General features: G+C 72.0%; 17 protein-coding genes. 8 read left to right on the top strand and 9 right to left on the bottom strand.

The features are described 5' to 3' along the window. Positions 1-175: 175 nt before the first annotated feature. The gene (locus ACIRJR_RS07710; protein ID WP_403775336.1) at positions 176-577 is read right to left on the bottom strand and encodes a hypothetical protein; all 402 of its coding nucleotides are present in this window, start codon (positions 575-577) and stop codon (positions 176-178) included. Between the two features lie 108 nt (positions 578-685). Here ACIRJR_RS07710 and ACIRJR_RS07705 point away from each other — a divergent pair, with 108 nt between their 5' ends. Next, positions 686-1,006, top strand: coding sequence for a hypothetical protein (locus tag ACIRJR_RS07705; protein WP_403775334.1), 321 nt, complete (start codon positions 686-688; stop codon positions 1,004-1,006). A gap of 46 nt (positions 1,007-1,052) precedes the next feature. On the opposite strand, the gene hutH is transcribed toward ACIRJR_RS07705, so the two are convergent. The 5 genes from hutH to ACIRJR_RS07680 all read right to left on the bottom strand — a co-directional run bounded on the left by hutH (position 1,053) and on the right by ACIRJR_RS07680 (position 7,015). After that, positions 1,053-2,603: a histidine ammonia-lyase gene (hutH, locus tag ACIRJR_RS07700; RefSeq protein ID WP_403775330.1), complete on the bottom strand. Its 1,551-nt coding sequence runs from the start codon at positions 2,601-2,603 to the stop codon at positions 1,053-1,055. Positions 2,604-2,661: 58 nt separating this feature from the next. Then, entirely contained in the window at positions 2,662-3,828 is a 1,167-nt protein-coding gene (locus ACIRJR_RS07695; protein ID WP_403775327.1) for a diguanylate cyclase domain-containing protein, read from the bottom strand. A gap of 61 nt (positions 3,829-3,889) precedes the next feature. Beyond that, positions 3,890-4,702 (bottom strand): enoyl-CoA hydratase/isomerase family protein, encoded by an 813-nt coding sequence (locus ACIRJR_RS07690; RefSeq protein ID WP_403775324.1) that lies wholly within the window; start codon positions 4,700-4,702, stop codon positions 3,890-3,892. A 94-nt stretch (positions 4,703-4,796) separates the two neighbouring features. Beyond that, entirely contained in the window at positions 4,797-5,993 is a 1,197-nt protein-coding gene (locus ACIRJR_RS07685; protein WP_403775321.1) for an adenylate/guanylate cyclase domain-containing protein, read from the bottom strand. Between the two features lie 152 nt (positions 5,994-6,145). Beyond that, positions 6,146-7,015: a biotin--[acetyl-CoA-carboxylase] ligase gene (locus tag ACIRJR_RS07680; RefSeq protein ID WP_403775318.1), complete on the bottom strand. Its 870-nt coding sequence runs from the start codon at positions 7,013-7,015 to the stop codon at positions 6,146-6,148. A gap of 171 nt (positions 7,016-7,186) precedes the next feature. On the opposite strand from ACIRJR_RS07680, the gene ACIRJR_RS07675 reads away from it, so the two are divergent. The 4 genes from ACIRJR_RS07675 (at position 7,187) to ACIRJR_RS07660 (ending at position 9,822) form a co-directional block, all read left to right on the top strand. After that, positions 7,187-8,767 (top strand): acyl-CoA carboxylase subunit beta, encoded by a 1,581-nt coding sequence (locus ACIRJR_RS07675; protein WP_403775315.1) that lies wholly within the window; start codon positions 7,187-7,189, stop codon positions 8,765-8,767. Between the two features lie 14 nt (positions 8,768-8,781). Next, positions 8,782-8,988: an acyl-CoA carboxylase epsilon subunit gene (locus tag ACIRJR_RS07670; protein WP_403775312.1), complete on the top strand. Its 207-nt coding sequence runs from the start codon at positions 8,782-8,784 to the stop codon at positions 8,986-8,988. A 72-nt stretch (positions 8,989-9,060) separates the two neighbouring features. Continuing rightward, a complete protein-coding gene (gene mmpB, locus ACIRJR_RS07665) occupies positions 9,061-9,189 on the top strand; it encodes a morphogenic membrane protein MmpB (protein WP_403775309.1) in 129 nt (42 codons plus the stop codon). Between the two features lie 21 nt (positions 9,190-9,210). After that, entirely contained in the window at positions 9,211-9,822 is a 612-nt protein-coding gene (locus ACIRJR_RS07660) for a nucleoside triphosphate pyrophosphatase (RefSeq protein ID WP_403775307.1), read from the top strand. Positions 9,823-9,834: 12 nt separating this feature from the next. Here the strand turns inward: ACIRJR_RS07660 and ACIRJR_RS07655 are convergent, their stop codons facing one another. Continuing rightward, a complete protein-coding gene (locus tag ACIRJR_RS07655; RefSeq protein ID WP_403776403.1) occupies positions 9,835-10,272 on the bottom strand; it encodes a hypothetical protein in 438 nt (145 codons plus the stop codon). A 378-nt stretch (positions 10,273-10,650) separates the two neighbouring features. Here ACIRJR_RS07655 and ACIRJR_RS07650 point away from each other — a divergent pair, with 378 nt between their 5' ends. After that, the gene (locus ACIRJR_RS07650; RefSeq protein WP_403775304.1) at positions 10,651-12,405 is read left to right on the top strand and encodes an acetyl/propionyl/methylcrotonyl-CoA carboxylase subunit alpha; all 1,755 of its coding nucleotides are present in this window, start codon (positions 10,651-10,653) and stop codon (positions 12,403-12,405) included. A 93-nt stretch (positions 12,406-12,498) separates the two neighbouring features. Next, positions 12,499-13,128 (top strand): TetR/AcrR family transcriptional regulator, encoded by a 630-nt coding sequence (locus tag ACIRJR_RS07645; protein WP_403775301.1) that lies wholly within the window; start codon positions 12,499-12,501, stop codon positions 13,126-13,128. A 32-nt stretch (positions 13,129-13,160) separates the two neighbouring features. On the opposite strand, the gene ACIRJR_RS07640 is transcribed toward ACIRJR_RS07645, so the two are convergent. Together ACIRJR_RS07640 and ACIRJR_RS07635 are read right to left on the bottom strand one after the other, a co-directional pair. After that, positions 13,161-14,129, bottom strand: a complete 969-nt coding sequence (locus ACIRJR_RS07640; protein ID WP_403775298.1) for a DeoR/GlpR family DNA-binding transcription regulator — start codon at positions 14,127-14,129, stop codon at positions 13,161-13,163. Between the two features lie 121 nt (positions 14,130-14,250). Further along, positions 14,251-15,690, bottom strand: coding sequence for an NAD(P)H-quinone dehydrogenase (locus ACIRJR_RS07635; RefSeq protein ID WP_403775295.1), 1,440 nt, complete (start codon positions 15,688-15,690; stop codon positions 14,251-14,253). Between the two features lie 253 nt (positions 15,691-15,943). Between ACIRJR_RS07635 and ACIRJR_RS07630 the strand changes: the two genes are divergently transcribed. Continuing rightward, positions 15,944-16,381, top strand: coding sequence for a gamma-glutamylcyclotransferase (locus tag ACIRJR_RS07630; protein ID WP_033297850.1), 438 nt, complete (start codon positions 15,944-15,946; stop codon positions 16,379-16,381). The last annotated feature ends 103 nt before the right edge of the window (positions 16,382-16,484 follow it).

Here is a 16,484-nt window from a genome sequence, read left to right as displayed (position 1 = left end):
CGATTCCCCAAGATCCCCGGACAGGGTCGCCCGACGGCGATACCCCGTCAATGTTCCAAGAACACCGTGGCCGGGTCTTCCGTTCCACATCCACCCGAGATGTGGGGAACACCACTCATCGACGCACCCGGGACCACGGCGGTTCCCGCCACCTCTGAGGAGTGTCCCGCGGGCGTCAGCGTTCCGTATGTCCGCCGCCTTCTTCGTCGTCCGTGTCATTGTCCTCGATCCCGTAGTACGCCTCGTCCCCGTCCTCTCCGGCGGCCCAGTCCTCGGCGTCGGGGTCGTAGTCGATGGTCTCGCTGCTCCAGGAGGCCTGGGCGAGCTCGACCCCGGGCACCTGGCTGACCAGATCGAACGGGTCGATCAGCGAGGCGAGGGCTTCCGCTGCGTCTTCCCTGACCGTCTCCTCGGCATGCGTGCGTTCCTCGGCCGACTCGTCCGCGGAGGCGCCGGAGGCGGTGAAATCGGCGGCGATGCTCTCCAGCGCGGTTCCTGTCAGGGCGTCGAGGTCGCCGATCTCCAGCACCATCTCCACGCGAAGCCGAACAAATGCGGGTGTCTCCGAAGTGCTCATACGCCGGAGCGTAAGGCCCCCGGGACCTGTGACTTTCCACCGACCCGCTGCTTTGCTTAGCATCGGCCCACGGGGCTAACTGATGGCTGTCGCAAGGGGATCGATTCTGTGTCCATCGCTCGTCGCATGCTGCTGACCACCACGGCGGCAGGCACTCTGCTCTGCGCTCTCTGGTTCGTCCCCTCCGCCAACGCGACCGGCGAAGCCGGGGTGCGGGACGGGGCCTCCGGGTCGTCCGCCGGGTCCTCCACCGGGGTCCGGCAGGCCTCCGCCACGAGTGGGTTCACCTCTCAGGACAGACTGGCCGAAACAGGTGCGGGCATCGACACGACTCCGTACGTGATCGGCGGAACGGCCTCACTGTGCCTCGGCGCGGGATTCGTCGTGTACTCGGTGCGCCGGGGCAACACGGCGGCTCTCGGCCGCTGAGGAGGCCGGGCTGCCGCACCCGTGCCGGGTGCGGCAGCCCTCCGGCTCAGGCCAGCGGGCCGGTCACCGCCTCCACGGCCGCGACCAGCTTCCCCTCCCGCACGAACGCGTCCGCGGCGGCCAGGTCCGGGGCGAGGAAGCGGTCGGGACCTGGCCCCTGGACTCCGGCGTCCCGCAGCGCCCCGATGACGGCGAGCGACGCGGGCCCGGGCGTCAGCCCCTCGGCGGCACGCAGCTCCACGCCGCGCGTGGCGGCGTACAGCTCGACCGCCACGATCCGTGCGAGGCCGGTGACAGCGGTGCGGAGCTTCCGCGCGGCCGACCAGCCCATGGAGACGTGGTCCTCCTGCATCGCGGAGGACGGGATCGAGTCGACCGACGCCGGGACGGCGAGCCGCTTCAGCTCGCTGACCAGGGCGGCCTGCGTGTACTGGGCGATCATCAGGCCGGAGTCGACCCCGGCGTCGTCGGCGAGGAACGGCGGCAGCCCGTGCGAGCGGTTCTTGTCCAGCAGCCGGTCGGTGCGCCGCTCGGTGATCGAGCCGAGGTCGGCGGCGACGATCGCCAGGAAGTCGAGGACGTACGCCACGGGGGCGCCGTGGAAGTTGCCGTTGGACTCTACGCGGCCGTCGGACAGCACGACCGGGTTGTCGACGGCAGAGGCGAGCTCGCGGCCGGCGACGAGCTCCCCGTGCGCGAGGGTGTCGCGCCCGGCTCCGTTGACCTGGGGTGCGCAGCGCACGGAGTAGGCGTCCTGGACCCGGGGAGCGTCGTCCTGATGGTGGCCCGTGAGGCCGGACCCGGCGAGCACCCGGAGCATGTTGTCGGCGGAGATGCCCTGGCCGGGGTGCGGGCGGATGGCGTGCAGCTCCGGGGCGAGGACCTTGTCCGTACCGAGGAGCGCCTCCAGGGAGAGCGCGGCGGTGATGTCCGCGCTGGTGTAGAGGTTCCTCAGGTCGGCCAGGGCCATCACGAGCATGCCCAGCATGCCGTCGGTGCCGTTGAGGAGGGCGAGCCCCTCCTTCTCCCGCAGTTCGACGGGGGTGATGCCGTGGGCCGCGAGGAGCTCTCCGGCGGGCCGCACGGTGCCGTCGGGGCCTTCCGCGTCCCCCTCGCCCATCAGGGTCAGGGCGCAGTGCGACAGCGGGGCGAGGTCGCCGGAGCAGCCGAGCGAGCCGTACTCGTGGACGACGGGGGTGATGCCCGCGTTGAGCACGTCCGCCATGGTCTGCGCGACCTCGGGGCGTACGCCGGTGTGGCCCGAGGCCAGGGTCTTGAGCCGCAGGAACATCAGCGCACGGACGACCTCGCGCTCGACGTGGGGGCCCATGCCCGCCGCGTGCGAGCGGACGATGTTGCGCTGCAGCTGCGCCCGCAGACCGGGGCCGATGTGACGGCTGGCGAGGGCGCCGAAGCCGGTGGAGACGCCGTAGACCGGCTCGGGCTTGGCGGCGAGCGCGTCGACGATCTCCCGCGCGGCGGCGAGCGCCTCGACCGCTGCGGCGGAGAGCTCGACCCGTGCGCCCCGGCGGGCCACGGCGATGACGTCGGCGGCGGTGGTACCGGACGTCCCCACCACGACTGTATGCATATTCATATTCAGAAGCCTACGGACTGAAACACGCCATGTCACCAGTGGTCGTGCGGTTGACCCCTTACCGATCGCCCGGGGGCGGGTTGCCGCGCAGCCCGCGGCGGTCGTGGGGGGACCTGGGCGGGGAGTCGGCGAGCCGGATCACGTCACCGTCCCGCCCGGCGACCACCGGCCGCCGGGAGTGTGCCGCCTTGGCCTGGTACTGGGCGGCGTCCGCGAGCCGGAAGAGCCGCCGCGCGGACCGGACCGGGCCGATGTCGTCGCCCGTGGACGCGACACCGCAGGCGACACCGTCGCCGAGCTCCATGGCGACGGCGCGCGCGCAGAGCTCCTCGGAGACACGGACCACGTCGTCCGACGGGGGCCCCACGGTCAGCAGACAGAACTCGTCCCCTCCCAGCCGCGCGGACAGCGCCCCTTCGAGCATCGCGCCGCAGAGCGAGAGCACGGAGCCGAAACGTTCCAGCAGTCGGTCACCGACCGCGTGGCCGTGTGTGTCGTTGACCCCCTTGAGGCCGTTCAGATCGCAGACGACGAGGCTGACCACGGCCCCCTCGGTGCGGTGCAGGTCGAGCGCCTCGTCGAGGCGGAGGTCCACGGCCCTGCGGTTGGCGAGGCCGGTCAGCGGGTCCGTGAAGGCCAGCTTGCGGACCTCCTCCAGCCGCTCGGTCTGCGCGATGCCCGCCGCGACGACGGCGGCCAGTACGGTCGCGAAGTCCGCGTCGTCCCGGTCGAACACCGGGGCCCCCGCCGGACGGGCCACGTACAGCTCGCCCCACGCGCGCCCGTGCAGCACGATCGGCGCCACCACGCAGCACCCGCGCCCCCGCCGGCGCAGCGCCGCCACCCGCTGGTGGCAGTACGGGCGGGCGCCCCGGGCCGGGCCGCCGGCGCCGGGACCCCCGTCGGCGGTCTCCACCCAGGCGTCGGGCTCACCGCCGCCCGCCCAGCGCTCGTGCAGGAATTCGGTGATCTCCGGGAACTGGTGCACGGGGTAGGACTCAGCCTCGGGGAACTCCTCCTCCCCCTCGGCCCGCTCCCCCGCGTTCACCAGGACGCGCAGCCTGCCCTGCTCCCGCTCCCACGCGGAGAGGGCCGCGAAGCTGCCGCCCAGCGCCTCGCACGCCCCGACCGCCGCGGCGTGCCAGGACTCGCGCGGGGTGTAGGCCGCCGCCATCGTCTGTGCCAGCGCAACCACGGCGCGCAGCCGCGCATCATCACCGCCCATCTCCACAGTTTAGGTAGGTCAGTGGCGGTTTGATCAGTTGACGGCGCTGATGATCTTCAGATCACTCCCCGGGCCAGCTGGGCTTCCGCTTCTCGTTGAACGCGGCCACGCCCTCGGCCCGGTCCCCCGAGAAGGCCACGGAGCGCCAGGCCGCGTCCTCCACCTCGAGCCCGGCCCGCAGGTCGAGCCCCTGCCCCAGGCGCAGGGCCCGCTTGGCGGCCCGGAGTCCCACCGGGGAGTTCGCCGCGATCCGGCCTCCGAGGGCCAGCGCCTCCTCCCTGTCCCGGCCCTCCTCGACCAGCTCGTCGACCAGGCCCAGCTCGCGCGCCTCGGCCGCCTCCACCCGCCGTGCCGTGAAGACCAGCTCGGCGGCGCGTGCCGCGCCGACGCGGCGGGGCAGCAGCTGCGTACCGCCACCGCCCGGGATGACACCGACGGACACCTCGGGCAGGCCGACCACGGCCGTGCGGTCGGCCACGATCACGTCGCAGGCCAGCGCGAGCTCGAAGCCGCCGCCGAGGGCGAAGCCGTGCACGGCGGCGACGACCGGCATGGGCAGCTCCAGCACACCGGTGTACGCGGCCCTCGCCGTGGGCCGCTGGCGCACGAGCTCGGCGTCGGTGAAGGAGTTCCGCTCCTTGAGGTCCGCGCCCACGCAGAAGGCCCGGTCGTGGCTCGAGGTGAGCACCGTCGCCCGCACCCCCTGGTCGGCGCCGAGCGCGGCGCAGGCCTCGGCGATGGACCGCGCCATCGCGGTACTCACGGCGTTCATCGCCCTGGGCCGGTCGAGCACCAGCTCGGCCACGTGCTCCTGGCCCTCGTGCCGCCGTACGACGACGAACTCCCCGAACCTCTGCTCCGACGTGACACCCATGGCTGCACCCCTCCGGTTAACGAGCGTTACCGGAATCCTAGAGGTGGGTCCGGGGCCCCCGGCCCCGGCCCGTGGCCCCGGACCGCGGCCCCGGTCAGGACGCCGGCTTGCCCCGCCGGGCCAGCAGCCAGGGCTCCACCACGCCCAGTCCCCGGACCGGCCGCTGCCACATCGGCTGCAGCCCGAAGCGGTACGCCGGCAGCGGGGGCTCCTCGTCCTGGCGGCCCTCCTTCTCCGCGAGCCGGGCCCGCTCGGCCGCCGCCAGGGCCTCCTCGGCCGCCTGCGCCTCGGAGGCGGGGGCGTCGCCGTTCCTGATCAGCTCCGCGGCGAAGGCGCCGTCCACCAGCACCGCGTCCTTCGGCGCTATCGAGGTGAGCCGGCTGGCCAGGTTCACCGTCGTGCCGAACACGTCGCCCATGCGCGTGGTGACCGTGCCGAAGGCGATGCCGACCCGCAGCGAGGGCATGGTCGTGTCCTGGGCCATCGCCTCGACCAGCCGGAGCGCTATCTCGCCCGCCGTGCCCGCGTCGTCCGCGGCGAAGAGGACCTCGTCGCCCAGGGTCTTGATGAGCCGGCCGCCGTGGGCGGCGACCAGGTCGGCGGAGGTCGTCTCGAAGGCTTCGACGAGTTCGCCGAGCTCCTCCTCCTCCAGCCGCCGGGTCAGCCGGGTGAAGCCGACGAGGTCGGCGAAGCCCACGGCGAGCCGCCGGTCGACCATCTCCTCGTCGTCCCCGGTCTGCACGACCCGGCCCGTCGCGGCGGCCAGCTGGCGCCGCCAGACGTACACCAGGAATTCCTGCAGCTCGGGCAGGAGCAGCTCGATCAGCGGATACGTGACCTCGGTGCGGGTCATCCCCGGCTCGGGAGGCTCGGTCAGCCCCGCCAGGAAGGAGTCGATCTGCCACTCGGCGAGCCGGGCGGTGGTCTGGCCGGTGGACCGGGCCACCTGGATCGCCATCGGCTCGCTGAGCAGCCCCGCCTCCACGAGGCCCGCGAGGCGGCGCAGCGCCAGGACGTCGGCCTCGGTGAGCGCCTTGGCCTGACCGATGTCGGCGAAGCCCATGGCCCGCCAGAACCGGGACGCCAGGTCCATGGAGACCCCGGCCGTCCTGGCCGCCTGGAACGGCGTGTAACGGCGGTCGGCCCCGAGGATCAGGGCCTCCAGCCGGATGGCCAGGGGGTCGTCGGTCGGCTCCGCCGTGTGGTCGACCTCGTGATGCGGTGTCGAGTGGACCGACGCCCCCGACGAGGGCTCCACGCCGTCGTCGGAGTTCGTGTCGTCGACGGTCACCGGCCGCCTCCTGCCCGTTCCCTGCGCACTGCCCTGCCGATCTGTCGCTGGATCGCCTCAACGATACGGCAGGTGTGCCCTGGCTCACGTCCCTGGTGACGTGGTTCCGTATCCGTCATACGTGACATCACCCGTATGTGCGGGGTGCCTGATCAGGTCAGGCCGCCCTCCTCCCCGCGCAGGTGGACGATGTCTCCGGCCGACACCGGCTCCTGGAGCCCGTCGCCCGTCGCCAGCACGAGCCGCCCGTCGCCGTCGATCGCGACGGCCTCGCCGACGACGGACCTGTCGCCGGGCAGCTCCGCCCTCACCGTCCGGTCGAGGGTGGCGCATCCCGCCGCGTAGGCGGCCTGGAGCCCGCTCTCGGCGGCGTCGCCGTTCGCGTCCCGCCACTGCCCGTACCACTGTTCAAGTGAACGCAGGACGGCCCGGAGCAGGGTCTCGCGGTCGGTGGAGACGGCTCCGGCGAGCGCGAGCGAACCGGCGTGCGGGGCGGGCAGCTCGGCGGCGCGCAGCGACACGTTGAGGCCGATGCCGACGACGACGCCGTCCCCGGCGCGCTCGGCGAGGATGCCGCCGGTCTTGCGTTCCGTACCGTCGATCGTCACCAGGAGGTCGTTGGGCCATTTCAGTGCCATGTCGACGCCCGCGGCCTGGGCGAGGCCGGTGGCGGCGGCGACACCGGTCAGCAGCGGCAGCCATCCCCACCGCTCGGCGGGCACCGCGCCGGGGGTCAGGTAGACGGAGAGGAAGAGGCCGGAGCGGGGCGGCGCCGTCCAGGTCCGGTCGAGTCGTCCGCGGCCCGCGGTCTGCTCCTCGGCGACGAGGACCGTGCCTTCGGCAAGCCCTCCTCCGGCTGCCCTGGCGGCGAGGTCGGAGTTGGTGGAGCCGGTCGCGTCGACGACGTCGACCGAGGCCCACAGACCGTCGGGCCTCAGCAGCCCGCGGCGCAGCGCAGCGACGTTCAGGGGCGGCCTGTCGAGGTCCGACCAGCGGTTGTGCGGCGCATCGGGAGGTGTCATGCAACCCACACTAGGTGTGGCCAACGACGCACTGACGAACCGTATGGGCGCCGATACGCTACGGGTCAGTAGCTAACGCCGACGGGCCAGTCGCCGTCGGGCACCCACCGGTCCAGCAGTCCGACCGGATGTACCAGCCGTCCCCGTGACCAGGCAGGGAGCCGCCACCCGATGTCCGAGCCGCAGAGCGACATCCACACGACCGCGGGCAAGATCGCAGACCTGCAGCGCCGTATCGAAGAGGCCACACACGCGGGTTCCGCCCGTGCCGTCGAAAAGCAGCACGCGAAGGGCAAGCTGACCGCCCGTGAGCGGGTCGAGCTCCTGCTCGACGAAGGTTCCTTCGTGGAACTCGACGAGTTCGCCCGGCACCGGTCCACCAATTTCGGCATCGAGAAGAACCGGCCGTACGGAGACGGTGTCGTCACCGGCTACGGCACGGTCGACGGCCGCCCCGTCTGCGTGTACTCGCAGGACTTCACCATCTTCGGCGGCTCGCTCGGCGAGGTCTACGGCGAGAAGATCGTCAAGGTCATGGACTTCGCGATGAAGACCGGCTGTCCGGTGATCGGGATCAACGACGGCGGCGGTGCGCGCATCCAGGAGGGTGTGGCCGCGCTCGGGCTGTTCGCGGAGATCTTCCGCCGCAACGTCCACGCCTCCGGGGTCGTCCCGCAGATCTCGCTGATCGTCGGGCCGTGCGCGGGCGGTGCGGTCTACTCCCCCGCCATCACCGACTTCACGGTCATGGTCGACCAGACCTCGCACATGTTCATCACCGGCCCGGACGTCATCAAGACGGTCACGGGTGAGGACGTCGGCTTCGAGGAGCTGGGCGGCGCCCGCACGCACAACACGACGTCCGGCGTGGCCCACCACCTGGCGGGCGACGAGAAGGACGCCATCGAGTACGTCAAGTCCCTGCTGTCCTACCTCCCGTCGAACAACCTCTCCGAGGCCCCGGCCTTCCCGGAGGAGGCCGATCTGGAGACCACGGACGAGGACCGCGAGCTCGACACCCTCATCCCGGACTCGGCGAACCAGCCGTACGACATGCACACCGCCATCGAGCACGTCCTCGACGACGGCGAGTTCCTGGAGACCCAGGCCCTGTTCGCGCCGAACATCATCACCGGCTTCGGGCGCGTCGAGGGTTTCCCGGTCGGCATCGTCGCCAACCAGCCGATGCAGCTGGCCGGATGCCTGGACATCGACGCGAGCGAGAAGGCCTCACGCTTCGTGCGTACGTGCGACGCGTTCAACGTGCCGGTCCTCACCTTCGTCGACGTGCCCGGTTTCCTCCCGGGCGTCGACCAGGAGTACGGCGGCATCATCCGGCGCGGCGCCAAGCTGATCTACGCGTACGCGGAGGCCACCGTCCCGCTGATCACGGTGATCACGCGCAAGGCGTTCGGCGGGGCGTACGACGTCATGGGGTCCAAGCACCTGGGCGCCGACCTGAATCTGGCCTGGCCGACCGCGCAGATCGCGGTGATGGGCGCGCAGGGCGCGGTGAACATCCTGCACCGCCGCACCATCGCCGCCGCGGAGGATCAGGACGCCACCCGCGCCGAGCTGATGGCCGACTACGAGGACGCGCTCCTCAACCCGTACGTAGCGGCCGAGCGCGGCTACGTCGACGCGGTGATCATGCCGTCGGACACCCGGGCCCACGTCGTGAAGGGCCTGCGCCAGCTCCGGACGAAGCGCGAGTCGCTGCCGCCGAAGAAGCACGGCAACATCCCCCTCTAACACCGGGAGCCACCATGATCAAGGTCGTACGGGGCAATCCGACGCCGGAGGAGCTCGCCGCGGCCCTCGCCGTGGTCCGGGCGCGCGCGGCGGCGGTGGCCGACGTCCCCTCGGGCGTCCCGCTGCCGCCCGAGCAGTGGTCCGACCCGGGCCGGATCGCCCGCCGGGGCGCGCTCCGGCCGGGTCCCCGGTCGTGGGCGCGGACGTACTGGCCCTCCTGAGTCAGGCCGTCGAGCGGCGCTTGAGTACCTGTACTCAGGCGCCGCAGCCGTGTCCGGAGCACCATCGGAACCATGCTGTGGTCCGACCCCGAGAACAAGCCGCCGAAGGAACTGCGCGACGCCCAGGACATGATGCGTCGCGTGGGACTGCTGCTGGCGCTGGCCATGGTCGTGGCCATGTTCGTCCTGGCGCCCCGCTGAGACCCGGCCGCCCCGCCTACGATGGCGGGTATGACTGATCAGCGCCGCCTCGTGCTCGCCTCCGCCTCCCCCGCCCGCCTCGGCCTCCTGCGGCAGGCGGGCCTCGCCCCCGAGGTGATCGTCAGCGGTGTGGACGAGGACGCGATCACCGCTCCGACCCCGGGTGAGCTGGCACTCGTCCTCGCGGAGGCGAAGGCCGCCGCGGTGGCCGCACGGCCGGAGGCCGCCGGCGCGCTCGTCATCGGCTGCGACTCGGTGCTGGAGCTGGACGGCGAGGCGTACGGCAAGCCCGCCGACGCCGAGGAGGCCACCGCCCGCTGGAAGTCCATGCGCGGCCGGCCGGGCATCCTGCAGACGGGGCACAGCGTCATCGACACGGCCACCGGGCGTACGGCGTCGGCGACCGCCTCCACCGTCGTCAGGTTCGGCGAGCCGTCGGACGCCGAGGTGGCGGCCTACGTCGCTTCGGGCGAGCCCCTCCACGTGGCCGGAGCGTTCACCCTGGACGGCCGCTCGGCGCCGTTCGTCGAGGCGATCGAGGGCAGCTACGGGAACGTCATCGGGCTCTCGCTGCCCCTGCTGCGCCGGCTGCTCGGCGAACTGGGCATCTCCGTCACCGACTTGTGGAGCTGAGCGGCGGACGGCTCACACCGCGACCGGGGCCTTCTCCTCGCCCGTCGCACCTGCCGCCGGCTCACGCCGGTCGAACGCCACCAGGGTCAGCACGATCAGGGCCAGGACGGCCATCAGGAACGCGAAGGCGGCCCAGCCGATCAGCCCCACCGCCAGCGCGCCCAGCACCCCGTGCACGACCGCGCACGCGATGAGGGCGATCCGGCCGAAGCGGCCCGGGGCCCGGTCGCGTATCCCGGCCAGCAGCGGTATCAGCCCGCAGAGCACCAGCAGGGCGCCGGAGACACCGCCCATCACCCATGTGCCGGTGACCATGGCGTCAGGATCCATCCCGGCCAGGGACATGCTCTGGTTGCCGGCGACCGTCGCGAGGACACCGTTGACGAGCACGATGCCCACGGCCTCCACGAACAGAACGATCGCGGTCACGAAGGCCACTGGTCTGCGCACCACGGCGCCACCCCCTGTTACCTGTAGTACGTGCGGTAGCGGGGACCCTACTAACCGGTAATGCTCCGGACAAGGGGAAGCGCACGGCCCGTGCCCGCGGCGCGCCGCCCCGCGCCCGACGCAAAGAATCCCTCGGCCGTTCGTAGGGAGTCCACAAAGAAACGCCGCGCGGCGTTGACCGTCCGGACAGAGACTTGGGCCACACTTCGTGGCTACTGTGCGGTTGAGGAACCCGGCGTACCGTGGTGCGACAAGGGATTTCGCGACTCGAGCAAGCCTCGAATCACACTCCGTGTGGGCAAGTTCACTACTGGGGACGGGTCGTACGGCCGTGTCGGTAGTCCCTAAACTCAGCTTGTTCTCAAGGAGGGAGTCATCGTGCGCAAGGTGCTCATCGCCAACCGTGGCGAAATCGCTGTCCGTGTTGCTCGGGCTTGCCGGGATGCCGGAATCGCGAGCGTGGCCGTCTACGCCGATCCGGACCGGGATGCTCTGCATGTGCGCGCGGCCGACGAGGCGTTCGCTCTGGGCGGTGACACCCCGGCCGCCAGCTATCTGGACATGGCCAAGGTGCTGCAGGCCGCGAAGGACTCCGGGGCGGACGCGATCCACCCCGGCTACGGGTTCCTCTCGGAGAACGCGGAGTTCGCCCAGGCCGTGCTGGACGCGGGCCTGACCTGGATCGGTCCGCCGCCGCAGGCGATCCGGGACCTCGGTGACAAGGTCGCCGCCCGTCACATCGCCCAGCGCGCCGGCGCCCCGCTCGTGGCCGGCACGCCCGACCCGGTGTCCGGGTCGGCCGAGGTCGTGGAGTTCGCCGAGAAGAACGGCCTGCCGATCGCGATCAAGGCCGCCTTCGGTGGCGGTGGCCGCGGCCTGAAGGTCGCCCGCACGCTCGAGGAGATCCCGGAGCTGTACGACTCGGCGGTGCGTGAGGCCGTCGCGGCGTTCGGCCGCGGGGAGTGCTTCGTGGAGCGCTACCTCGACAAGCCCCGGCACGTCGAGACCCAGTGCCTGGCCGACACGCACGGCAACGTCGTCGTGGTGTCCACCCGTGACTGCTCGCTCCAGCGCCGCCACCAGAAGCTGGTGGAGGAGGCCCCGGCGCCGTTCCTGTCCGAGGCGCAGAACGCCGAGCTGTACGCGGCGTCCAAGGCGATCCTGAAGGAAGCCGGCTACGTCGGCGCGGGCACCGTCGAGTTCCTCGTCGGCGTCGACGGCACGATCAGCTTCCTCGAGGTCAACACCCGCCTCCAGGTCGAGCACCCGGTCACCGAGGAGGTCACCGGCCTCGACCTCGTGCGCGAGATGTTCCGCATCGCCGACGGCGAGGAGCTCGGCTACGGCGACCCCGCCGTGCGCGGCCACTCCTTCGAGTTCCGCATCAACGGCGAGGACCCGGGCCGCGGCTTCCTGCCCGCCCCCGGCACCGTCACCCTCTTCGCCCCGCCCACCGGCCCGGGCGTCCGCCTCGACGCGGGCGTCGAGTCCGGCAGCGTCATCGGCCCGGCGTGGGACTCGCTGCTCGCCAAGCTGATCGTGACGGGCGCGACCCGTGAGCAGGCCCTTCAGCGCGCCGCGCGTGCGCTGGCCGAGTTCCAGGTCGAGGGCATGGCCACCGCCATCCCCTTCCACCGTGCGGTCGTCGCGGACCCGGCGTTCACCTCCGACCCGTTCCGGATCCACACCCGGTGGATCGAGACCGAGTTCGTCAACGACATCAAGCCCTACACGGTCCCCGCCGAGCAGGACGCCGACGAGGAGTCCGGCCGTGAGACCGTCGTCGTCGAGGTCGGCGGCAAGCGCCTCGAAGTCTCCCTGCCTTCCTCGCTCGGGATGAGCCTGGCCCGCACCGGCCTCGCCGCCGGGGCCAAGCCGAAGCGCCGCGCCGCGAAGAAGACCGGCTCCGCCGCCTCCGGCGACACCCTCGCCTCCCCGATGCAGGGAACCATCGTCAAGATCGCCGTCGAAGAGGGCCAGGAAGTCAAGGAGGGCGACCTCATCGTCGTCCTCGAAGCGATGAAGATGGAACAGCCCCTCAACGCCCACCGCTCGGGCACCGTGAAGGGTCTGGCGGCGGAGGTCGGCACGTCCGTGTCGTCCGGCGCCGCGATCTGCGAGATCAAGGACTGAGCGCCCGCTCCGCTCTCTCCCACTGGGGCCCGGCACCTGCCGGGCCCCAGTGGCATCCTTGGGACGCGGAGCGGACACCAGGAGGACAGGGCGATGGCGATGAGCACGGCACCGACACCGGCCCGGCCGATGCGCGCCGACGCGCGCCGCAACTACGACCGGCTGCTCAGCGAGGCCCGTGCGTCCTTCGCGGACCGGGGCACGGACGCCTCGCTGGACGACATCGCCCGGCGGGCGGGCGTCGGCATCGGCACGCTGTACCGGCACTTCCCGAACCGTCAGGCCCTGATGAACGCGGTGTTCCAGGAAGCCCTGACCGCACTGCTCGCCCGCTCCCGCGAACTGGCCGAGGCCGACCGGCCGTGCACCGCGCTGGTGGAGTGGCTGGGTGCGCTCGTCACCCACGCGGGCGAGTACCGAGGCCTCGCGCAGGCACTCATGTCGGCGTCGGGTGACGAGACTTCGGCGCTGACGTCGTGCCATGTGCCACTGCGTCAGGCGGGGGCGCGGCTGCTGGACCGGGCGCAGTCGAGCGGCTCGGTGCGGGCGGACGTGTCGATCGACGACCTGTTGCAGCTGACGAACGCGATCGCGCTGGCCGCGGAGCAGACACCGGCCGACCCGGCCCTCGCCGAACGTCTGCTGCGGCTGACACTCCGCGGCCTGAAGGCCGATCCGGCCGACCGCGCCCCCTCAGGCCGACGTCGTCCCCCCGGCGACTGAGCACGAGGGCCGGACGGGGCCCGTGAGGCCGCTCAGCGGCGACGCAGATCCGCGACCCGGCCCACCGGCCCCTCGGCCAGGGCCGCCGCGCTCCGCAGCTGCGGACCGAGACCAGCAGGCCCCCCGTGACCGCCCTGGGTGCGCCGCTGGCCCGGCAGCGGCATGTCCTGCCGCGCCTGCCGTCCCGGCGGCAGCGCGTCACCGGCGGCGGGCTCCGCGCCGGGCCCCGCCACCGTGATCTCCACACCCTGGTCGGCCAGGGCCTGGAGCTCGGTGGCCGCACGCTCGTCGTGGACCGGCGGCTCGTCCGTCACCAGACGGGTGATGAGGTCCGTGGGCACGGTCTGGAACATGGTGTCGGAGCCGAGCTTCGTGTGGTCCGCCAGGACGACCACCTCGGCCGCGGCCTGCACCAGCGCCCGGTCGACGCTCGCGGAGAGCATGTTGGACGTGGACAGTCCGCGCTCCGCGGTCAGCCCGCTCCCGGAGATGAACGCACGGCTCACCCTCAGCCCCTGGAGGGACTGTTCGGCACCACTGCCGACGAGTGCGTAGTTGCTCCCGCGCAGGGTGCCGCCGGTCATCACCACCTCCACCCGGTTGGCATGGGCCAACGCCTGGGCGACGAGCAGCGAGTTGGTGACCACGGTCAGGCCGGGAACACGTGCGAGCCGGCGGGCCAGCTCCTGCGTGGTCGTGCCGGCGCCGACCACGATGGCCTCGCCCTCACCGACCAGCCCGGCCGCCAGGTCGGCGATGGCCGTCTTCTCCGCGGTGGAGAGATGGGATTTCTGCGGAAAGCCGGACTCCCGCGTAAAACCGCCCGGCAAGACCGCACCGCCGTGCCGGCGGTCGAGGAGTCCTTCTGCCTCCAGTGCCCGCACGTCCCGCCGTACGGTCACTTCGGAGGTCTGGACGACGCGGGCGAGCTCACGGAGCGATACCGCCCCGTTGGCGCGCACCATTTCGAGGATCAATTGACGACGTTCTGCAGCGAACACGAAACTGACAGTAACCTGGCCGTACGTTGCTTTTCAGCAGTTTGCGCCGAATAAGCGAAGTTGTACACAGGCGGGGCCCCCTGGTGGTATAGGGGGCCCCGCCTGTGTACGAACCTTCGTGTCACGCCTCGCCGGTGCTCTTACGGGTGTGCAACTGCCGGGCCACTTCGGCGATCGAGCCGGACAGGGACGGGTACACGGTGAAGGCGTTGGCGATCTGCTCCACCGTCAGGTTGTTGTCGACGGCGAGCGAGATCGGGTGGATCAGCTCGCTGGCCCTCGGCGCGACGACGCAGCCGCCGACCACGATGCCTGTACCGGGGCGGCAGAGGATCTTGACGAAGCCGTCCCTGATGCCCTGCATCTTGGCCCGCGGGTTGCGCAGCAGCGGCAGCTTCACGACACGGGCGTCGATCCTGCCGGAGTCGACGTCGGCCTGGCTGTAACCGACGGTGGCGATCTCGGGGTCGGTGAAGACGTTCGCGGAGACCGTCTTCAGGTCCAGCGGGGCCACCGCGTCGCCGAGGAAGTGGTACATGGCGATGCGGCCCTGCATCGCCGCGACCGAGGCCAGGGCGAAGATCCCGGTGACGTCACCGGCCGCGTACACGCCGGGGGCGCTGGTGCGGGAGACCCGGTCGGTCCGGATGTGCCCGGACTCCTTGAGCTGCACCCCGGACTCCTCCAGGCCCATGCCCGCGGTGTTGGGGATCGCGCCGACCGCCATCAGGCAGTGGGTGCCGGAGATGACGCGGCCGTCGGCCAGGGTGACCTCGACGCGGTCGCCGACACGCTTGGCGGACTGGGCCCGGGAGCGCGCCATGACGTTCATGCCGCGGCGGCGGAAGACGTCCTCCAGCACGGCGGCGGCGTCCGGGTCCTCTCCCGGGAGCACCCGGTCGCGGGAGGAGACGAGGGTCACGCGCGAGCCCAGCGCCTGGTAGGCGCCGGCGAACTCGGCGCCGGTGACGCCCGAGCCGACCACGATGAGCTCCTCGGGGAGCTCGTCCAGGTCGTAGACCTGGGTCCAGTTCAGGATGCGCTCACCGTCGGGCTGGGCGTCCGGGATCTCCCGGGGGTGGCCACCGGTCGCGATGAGCACCGCGTCGGCGGTGAGCCGCTCCTCGGTGCCGTCGGCGGCGGTCACGACGACCTGGCGGGACCCGTCTGCGGCCTGGAGGCCGTCCAGCCGGCCCCGGCCGCGCATGACCCTGGCGCCCGCGCGGGTCACGGAGGCGGTGATGTCGTGGGACTGGGCGAGCGCGAGGCGCTTGACGCGTCGGTTGACCTTGCCGAGGTCGACACCGACCACCCGGGCGGCCTGCTCCAGGTGCGGGGTGTCGTCGGCGACGATGATGCCGAGTTCCTCGTACGAGGAGTCGAAGGTGGTCATCACCTCGGCCGTCGCGATCAGGGTCTTGGAGGGCACGCAGTCGGTCAGGACCGACGCGCCGCCGAGGCCGTCGCAGTCGACGACGGTCACCTCCGCGCCGAGCTGGGCGCCGACCAGTGCCGCCTCGTAGCCGCCGGGGCCGCCGCCGATGATCACGATCCGGGTCACGAAAAGTCCGCCTCGCGTGGTGTCATCCCACGGCCGTCTGCCGCCCCGGCCGGGGGTCCGGGGGGTCGCCCCGGCGTATGCAGTACGTAGTTCATTGTCCCGCACGCGCCAAGCTGCTTCGCCCCGGGGCCCTCCATACGGGGACGGGCCTCGCCGGGCCATGGCCTCCGGGCTCCGCGGGCCGCCCCCGGCCGGGCGGTCTTCCGCTCCGGGAAACGGCGTGCTCCGCGCCGCCTCACGTACCCTCGACCGCATGTCGCTCTACGCCGCGTACGCCGGCAACCTCGACGCGCGGCTGATGACGCGCCGCGCACCGCACTCCCCGCTGCGCGGCACGGGCTGGCTCAACGGCTGGCGGCTGACCTTCGGCGGGGAGCAGATGGGGTGGGAGGGCGCGCTGGCCACGGTGGTGGAGGCGCCCCGTTCCCAGGTGTTCGTCGCGCTCTACGACCTGGCCCCGATGGACGAGGACTCCATGGACCGCTGGGAGGGTGTCGGCCTCGACATCTACCGGCGCATGCGGGTGCGCGTGCACACGCTGGACGGCGAGGAGCCGGCCTGGATGTACGTCCTCAACGGTTACGAGGGCGGGCTGCCCTCCGCCCGCTACCTGGGCGAGGTGGCGGATGCGGCCGAATCCGCGGGCGCGCCGCACGACTACGTGATGAATCTCCGCAAGCGTCCCTGCTGAGCGGCACCCCTCGTACCGCTTCTGTACGAAGATACGAACACGACCGGCCAGACTCTCCACGGACGCATCTACGCGCGTAGGGAATCAGCGGTTACCCTCATCC

Origin of the sequence: Streptomyces sp. NPDC102402, assembly GCF_044765765.1 — a bacterium.
Taxonomy (GTDB): domain Bacteria; phylum Actinomycetota; class Actinomycetes; order Streptomycetales; family Streptomycetaceae; genus Streptomyces.
The sequence above is the reverse complement of the archived record's forward strand: the minus strand, read 5'-3'. Positions and strand labels throughout refer to the sequence as shown.

Coding starts and splice junctions, on each gene's coding strand:
- ACIRJR_RS07710 (WP_403775336.1), bottom strand. CDS start 577: ATGAGCACTTCGGAGACACCCGCATTTGTTCGGCTTCGCGTGGAGATG.
- hutH (WP_403775330.1), bottom strand. CDS start 2,603: ATGAATATGCATACAGTCGTGGTGGGGACGTCCGGTACCACCGCCGCC.
- ACIRJR_RS07695 (WP_403775327.1), bottom strand. CDS start 3,828: ATGGGCGGTGATGATGCGCGGCTGCGCGCCGTGGTTGCGCTGGCACAG.
- ACIRJR_RS07690 (WP_403775324.1), bottom strand. CDS start 4,702: ATGGGTGTCACGTCGGAGCAGAGGTTCGGGGAGTTCGTCGTCGTACGG.
- ACIRJR_RS07680 (WP_403775318.1), bottom strand. CDS start 7,015: ATGACACCTCCCGATGCGCCGCACAACCGCTGGTCGGACCTCGACAGG.
- ACIRJR_RS07675 (WP_403775315.1), top strand. CDS start 7,187: ATGTCCGAGCCGCAGAGCGACATCCACACGACCGCGGGCAAGATCGCA.
- ACIRJR_RS07670 (WP_403775312.1), top strand. CDS start 8,782: ATGATCAAGGTCGTACGGGGCAATCCGACGCCGGAGGAGCTCGCCGCG.
- mmpB (WP_403775309.1), top strand. CDS start 9,061: ATGCTGTGGTCCGACCCCGAGAACAAGCCGCCGAAGGAACTGCGCGAC.
- ACIRJR_RS07660 (WP_403775307.1), top strand. CDS start 9,211: ATGGCGGGTATGACTGATCAGCGCCGCCTCGTGCTCGCCTCCGCCTCC.
- ACIRJR_RS07645 (WP_403775301.1), top strand. CDS start 12,499: ATGGCGATGAGCACGGCACCGACACCGGCCCGGCCGATGCGCGCCGAC.
- ACIRJR_RS07630 (WP_033297850.1), top strand. CDS start 15,944: ATGTCGCTCTACGCCGCGTACGCCGGCAACCTCGACGCGCGGCTGATG.